Here is a 3967-nt window from a genome sequence, read left to right on the forward strand (position 1 = left end):
TGACTGGTTTCTCGACCGTTTCAGTTTCTTGGCCTTACGGGGTAGAAACCGTGCCGGGACTGACCCGCGTACCCCACAGAGCCTCAGTGATGTCCTCCACTCGGCGCACCGATACACCGGCCAGGTACATCTCGATCAGTGCCTCCTCCACCGAGCTCTCGCGCCGCCGATAGCGTTCGATGATTGCTGTCTCGAACGCCTGCCGGCGCAGCTTAGGAACCTTCAGCCGAACCTCACCAGCTTTGGTCTGCAGCTTGCGATCGTAGCTGCCCGAGCGCTGATCACGACGGGCCTCTGTCCGCTCGTACCGACCGCCATTGCATAGCCGATCGGCTTCCGCCTCGAGCATCGCGTTCAACGTCTCCTCGACGGTGCCTCGCACGATCCGCCCCAGATGGTCGCGCACGCGCTCATCGTCGATGCGGATCACATTGCTCAGCTCGCTCCCGTTGCTATCCTCTTCCATGGTGGCTCCTTGTCCTTCTGGCTTCGTCGGTCGTCTTCGCAAACACCAACTTAACCAGAGCGGGAGCCACCGCCCTATGTGCGAAAGATTCTATACGTCATCACTGCGCCTGCACGGCTCTCGCATACTCCGAAGGGGGAAGGGCGGCCTTCGCTGGAACGAACATGTCGCGGGGTACGCGCGAAATTCCGTGCTCAAGCCTGTGAGCGATAGGTGCTCGACGCCAACAATGTCCGCGAATGTAATGGCAAGGCCAACCGCCATCTCTTTGACCCGCTGCGCCAAGGCCCCGACGGTCCCGAAGATCCGTTTGCCGTCGGGGAACTGGCATCAGAGGGTTACGAAGCCTCCTTGGCGAGGATCCGCGAGGCGACGGTAATGTACTTGCGGCCCCCCTCCTGGGCCATGCGCACCGCCTCGGCGAGCGGCCGCGTTCGGACGGAGGCGAGCTTTACCAACATTGGCAGGTTTACGCCGGCCAGAACTTCAATGCGCGCCTGGTCCATGATCGAGATGGCGAGGTTCGACGGCGTGCCGCCGAACATGTCAGTCAGCACAATCACGCCATCACCGATGTCGCAGGCCTTGACGCTCTCCAGGATCTCTCCGCGCCGTTTCTCCATGTCGTCTTCGGCGCCGATACAGACCGCCGAAACACCTTGCTGCGGACCCACGACGTGCTCCAACGCGGCTATTAATCCCGCGGCCATAGTGCCGTGGGTGACAAGTACGACCCCAATCATGCGTATGCTCAATTCTGCACCGCCACCCTCTTCGGCTACCCCCGCGGAGTGGGCTGAGGCTGGGTAGTGAGTTTATCGGTAGGTTACCAAGCCGATATCGCACTGGGGCGGGGTCGGCGATCGTTCACAGAGGGTACCCACACGGGGCGTGTTGACGCGCGTCAGGGCGTCCCCAGCCCTCGTTCGTCAGGATGACGAGGCCAGTATCGACGTACTGCGTAGGAACCATTTTTAGCTTCGCGGCCTTGATACCGGCGCGCGCACCTATGGCACTGATGCGCAACTGCGACGAGGGCTTGCGTCGGTTGGCGTCATAAGGCGCCGTGACGAACTTCGTCGCCAACGCGAGGCTAAAAGGCGAATGCGCAGGCGATCAGCGTGAACACGAAGCCCCACGCTGCAGTAGGCCGCAAAGATGCGGCGTGCGAAGGTGTCACTGTCCATCATCTTCACCGCTTATGCTTCGGTCTGACTGGGGCTTTGGTCACAGCATCGCGCGGGGCAGCGACGATGTTGCACAGGAAGGCTGCACCCGTGCAGGGCCGGGCCACTTCTCTGAACACAACCTTGATGCAGGAGTAGTCGGACGACACATGGTGGGCGATGGTTTGGCTGGCGTTGAGGCGTGGTCTATCTTGACGTGCCAGTGTGAAAGGAGCTGCGGCATGTTGAGATAGTTGCCGTCGAAACCGGCCAATCCGACGAGCCGTTCTCTGTCCAGGACGTTGATGGTGCGTCCCTCCGACAGGATGTTCAGCCTGCGAAGCTCCTGGAAGGTGCGATTGATGTGGACGATCGAAAGCCCCGCCGCATCGGCCAGGTCCGTCTGGGTCAGCGGAATGGTTGCGCTGTTGATACCGACCGCTTCCCGCCGGGCCAGCTGCTCGCACAGGAGATGGGCGACGCGCTGAAGCGCTGGCTGGCGGCCAACGTTGAGCAATCTTTTGCGGAATATGCTCGCCTCAAGCATGCTGGCGCGCCACAAGGCCAAGCTCATTGATGGATATTGCGCTATCAGGTGCTCGAGGTCCTTGTGCTCGATGATGCCGATCGAGCAGTCCGTCACAGCCGCTACAGCGACTTCACTGTTCGTTTCCGGCAACACGTGCTGGTGAAGATCACAAAAGTCGCCAGCATACTGAAATGCGTAGATCTGACGGTTGCCGTCCGGCAGGCGCTCATACAAGCAGGCGACCCCCTCCAGCAGCAGCGTTGAATGTCTCGGCGACGTGCCGGGGGCGATTATTTCTTCACCTCGACGGGGGCCCGGCCTCACCTTGATACGCTTCAGAACGGCATCCAATTCCGTGTCGCTGCCCACGCCCAAACTTCTGAGTTTCCGAATCAGCGGCTCATAGGCCTGTCGCCCAGGCCGGTGCAGCAAACTAATCATATGCAAATCCCCAAGTATTCCCACCGGACGAGTAGCGCTTCGCGCATTGCCTGCGGTGCTTTAGTCGAGACAAGCATCCCCGATCCCGGCTGGCATTACTGCCGCCTTGGCTAAGTGATGATGCTGATGAAATTGTCGAGGCGACGCGACTCCGCCGCGCGAACCTCACGCCAAGCGTAGTCAGTCGGGCGGGGTGAACCGTCCCGTCTGTCCGCTATCGAGCAGCGGCTCGTTGTCTTGACTAAAGGACCCCCGCGTTGTGCAAATGCACGAAGCCCCTAGCGTGCCGTTCAGGCGCGCTCCAACGTCGCTAGCCATCCAATGACTCCCACACATGGCGCTGGCCATTTGCTGAGCAGTACCCCTACCGCTCACTTCCAGCGCCCCACACACATGCTGCTAATAGGCGATTGCACTGAGTAAATCTTGTGACAACATGAAATACATTGGCGGCAGGATGTCGCAGTGTTGCGGCAGTAACCTCGGGCTCTCACCGACCGCATGGCCGTGTTTGGCGGCCTCGAAAACATGCGGAATTGCATATTCTGAACGCTATGCAACAAAGCAACACGGCTGAGATATGCGTTTTTGGTACTTCATTGTGAGCTCGTGACGCTATATCCAAGGCGCCACACACACCGAAGCGTGTTCCCACCACGCGATCTTCAAAAGGCCCGGCTCCCAACCGGGCCTTTTTCGCGTTTGGCCATACCGCAGCACAGCGGAGGCTTGCTTGTTAAGCCGAGATAAGGTCGTGCATTCGCTGTGGACGCTTCCGAGAACGACACCTCGGCCGCCAGAATGGATCTAGATCGGCTTCCTATGGCGCAAGTTGCGGCGCCGATACGTGCCTCCGCCCCTCGGGCGACTTGGGGCCCGAGCCTGTTCACCGAGAATCCAACCCGATTTGCCGGGTAGCCTTACGCAATTTTTCGAGAGAGTGACTAACCAGCATGTACGCTTCCAAGTCTTCGACTAAGGATTGACCTCAGTGGGAAGCAGAGGCGTCGCTAGTAGTCATGTGGGTGGCTAGCTGAGTGCTTTGGGTGAAGCGGTGTGGTTGGGGCTGCACCGCTCCATCCAGCAAGCTCAGCGCATTGACCTTCCTCGTCAGCGCGGTTCATCAAGACGCTGCCGAGAGTTCGATGGAGTTGGTTGCCCGCTTGATCGGCCGTCAGGCGAGACCAAAGCCGAATCGTGAGCTGTGTGGGCTGATTCGGCTTTGGTCCCTGACGCTGCGATCTGTTCGTTAGATGGGTTCACCAACAGAGCCTTGCAGGCGTTGCCAAAAGACTACGTGTTTAAGCGCAGCTCCTCACTGGCGCATCTGGGTAATGCACTGCAGGGCGAGCAGCAGAGGGGATC

2 protein-coding genes and 1 pseudogene are annotated in these 3967 nt (G+C 59.8%); all 3 read right to left on the reverse strand.

Features of this window, described 5'->3' with window-relative positions; all coding sequences use genetic code 11:
• Positions 1 to 43: 43 nt before the first annotated feature.
• A pseudogene (locus RSO01_RS46115) lies at positions 44 to 466 on the reverse strand (transposase); the annotation flags it as partial.
• A gap of 338 nt (positions 467 to 804) precedes the next feature.
• Positions 805 to 1209 (reverse strand): PTS sugar transporter subunit IIA, encoded by a 405-nt coding sequence (locus tag RSO01_RS46120; RefSeq protein WP_147157362.1) that lies wholly within the window; start codon positions 1207 to 1209, stop codon positions 805 to 807.
• A gap of 484 nt (positions 1210 to 1693) precedes the next feature.
• Positions 1694 to 2602 (reverse strand): Crp/Fnr family transcriptional regulator, encoded by a 909-nt coding sequence (locus RSO01_RS46125; RefSeq protein ID WP_147157363.1) that lies wholly within the window; start codon positions 2600 to 2602, stop codon positions 1694 to 1696.
• Between the last annotated feature and the right edge of the window lie 1365 nt (positions 2603 to 3967).

Origin of the sequence: Reyranella soli (assembly GCF_007992495.1) — a bacterium.
GTDB classification, from domain to species: Bacteria; Pseudomonadota; Alphaproteobacteria; order Reyranellales; family Reyranellaceae; genus Reyranella; species Reyranella soli.